Origin of the sequence: Kitasatospora sp. NPDC057512 (genome assembly GCF_042802135.1) — a bacterium.
GTDB lineage: Bacteria > Actinomycetota > Actinomycetes > Streptomycetales > Streptomycetaceae > Kitasatospora.
This window is the reverse complement of record NZ_JBHVET010001125.1, coordinates 1-1,820: the sequence shown is the minus strand read 5'-3', so window position 1 is coordinate 1,820 and position 1,820 is coordinate 1. Positions and strand designations below refer to the sequence as shown.

The 1,820-nt window shown below is 73.4% G+C and carries 2 protein-coding genes; one reads left to right on the top strand and one right to left on the bottom strand.

Features of this window, described 5'->3' with window-relative positions:
* Nucleotides 1–96: 96 nt before the first annotated feature.
* Nucleotides 97–1,200 carry an NADH:flavin oxidoreductase/NADH oxidase gene (locus ACFU6K_RS38240; protein ID WP_380671162.1) on the bottom strand — a complete coding sequence of 368 codons (1,104 nt, stop codon included), beginning with the start codon at nt 1,198–1,200 and terminating at the stop codon, nt 97–99.
* A 192-nt stretch (nt 1,201–1,392) separates the two neighbouring features.
* Here ACFU6K_RS38240 and ACFU6K_RS38235 point away from each other — a divergent pair, with 192 nt between their 5' ends.
* A complete protein-coding gene (locus ACFU6K_RS38235; RefSeq protein ID WP_380671160.1) occupies nt 1,393–1,818 on the top strand; it encodes an NUDIX domain-containing protein in 426 nt (141 codons plus the stop codon).
* Nucleotides 1,819–1,820 lie beyond the last annotated feature (2 nt).

Here is a 1,820-nt window from a genome sequence, read left to right as displayed (position 1 = left end):
CGACTGCCCACTGTGCTGCGCCGGGCGGTTGGTGGGTCGGAGTGGGAAGTCGGCGGGCCGGCTCCGCCGGCTTCCCACTCCGGGGTGGGGCGGGGGTCAGGAGCGGTGGTACTGGATGGGGGTGGTGACCTCGCCGCCGAGGGTGGTGGCGGCGTGGCGGGCCCAGTAGGGGTCGCGCAGCAGTTCGCGGCCGAGCAGGACGGCGTCGGCACGGCCTTCGGTGAGGACGGCCTGGGCCTGGGCGGGGTCGGTGATCAGGCCGACGGCGGCCACCGGCAGGTCGGTCTCGCGGCGTACGGCCTCGGCGAAGGGCACCTGGAAGCCGGGCGCGGCCTCGATCCGGGCGTCGGGGACGAGGCCGCCGGTGGAGACGTCGAGCAGGTCGACGCCGTGGGCCCGGAGCTCCTTGGCGAGGCGGACGGTGTCCTGGGAGGTCCAGCCCTCGCGGCCGTCCTCCGGGTTCTCGGTGAGCCAGTCGGTCGCGGAGACGCGGAAGAAGACCGGCAGGTCCTCGGGCCACACCGAGCGGACGGCGTCGACGACCTCCAGCGCGAAGCGGATGCGGCCCTCGAAGGAGCCGCCGTAGCCGTCGGTGCGCCGGTTGGTGTGGGGGGAGAGGAACTGGTGCACCAGGTAGCCGTGGGCGCCGTGGACCTCGGCAACCTGGAAGCCGGCGTCGAGCGCGCGCCGGGCGGCGTCGGCGAACTGCCGCACGACCTCGCTGATCTGCTCCTCGGTGAGCTCGTCCGGCGTGGTGTGGGCGGGGGAGAAGGCCTCGGCGCCGGGGCCGACCGGGGTCCAGCCGTGCTCCTCGCCCGGGGCGACGGGGCGTCCGCGGTCGACCCAGGTGCGCTCGGTGGAGGCCTTGCGGCCGGCGTGGGCGAGCTGGATGGCCGGGACGGTGCCCTGGCTCTTCAGGAACGCGGTGATCCGGCGGAAGGCCGCGGCCTGCTCGTCGTTCCAGATGCCGAGGTCGTACGGGCTGATGCGTCCCTCGGGGCTGACCGCGGTGGCCTCCGTGATGATCAGCCCGGTGCCGCCGGCGGCGCGGGCCGCGAGGTGGGTGAAGTGCCAGTCGGTCGGGACGCCGGCCGCGGTGCCGTCCGGGGCCGCGCTGTACTGGCACATCGCCGGCATCCAGATCCGGTTGGGGACGGTCAGGGACCGCAGGGTGAGCGGGGCGAAGAGAGAGGTGCTCATGTCGGACTCCCGGTGGGGTCGGCTGACGCCAGGACGCAGGGTGAAGCGAGGACGCAGGACAAAGCAAGGGCGAGCATGCAACTTTTGCAGCTGCATTTACATTCGTAAACAATAGTTGCGTGCGCACGGACTCGCAAGGGTTTCCCGTCGGCGTGCCCTCCCGACGCCCTCCCACCTGCGACAATCGCTTCCATGATCGAATCCGCAGCCACCAGCATCCCGGAAACGCCCCTCACCGTCGCCGCCGCCGCGATCATCCGGGACGGCCGGCTCCTGGTCGTCAGCAAGCAGGCCGCCCCCGAGGTCTTCTACCTCCCCGGAGGCAAGCCCGACCCCGGCGAGGACGCCCTCCAGGCGCTGGCCCGCGAACTCGGCGAGGAACTCGGCGCGGCCCCGGTCGACCCCCGCCACCTCACCGACATCCGCGCCACCGCCGCCCTCGAAGGCGTGCCCATGCTGATGACCGTCTTCACCGCCACCCTGGACCGCGAGCCCGTCCCCGCCGCCGAACTCGCCGACCTGCGCTGGACCGACGGCCGCGACGACACCCTGCGCCTGGCCCCCGCCGTCCGCGACCACCTCCTGCCCCTGCTGCGCGAACGCGGCGACCTGGTCTGACC

Excerpts from the sequence above, each read along its gene's own strand:
- ACFU6K_RS38235 (WP_380671160.1), top strand. The coding sequence starts at position 1,393 with ATGATCGAATCCGCAGCCACCAGCATCCCGGAAACGCCCCTCACCGTC.
- ACFU6K_RS38240 (WP_380671162.1), bottom strand. The coding sequence starts at position 1,200 with ATGAGCACCTCTCTCTTCGCCCCGCTCACCCTGCGGTCCCTGACCGTC.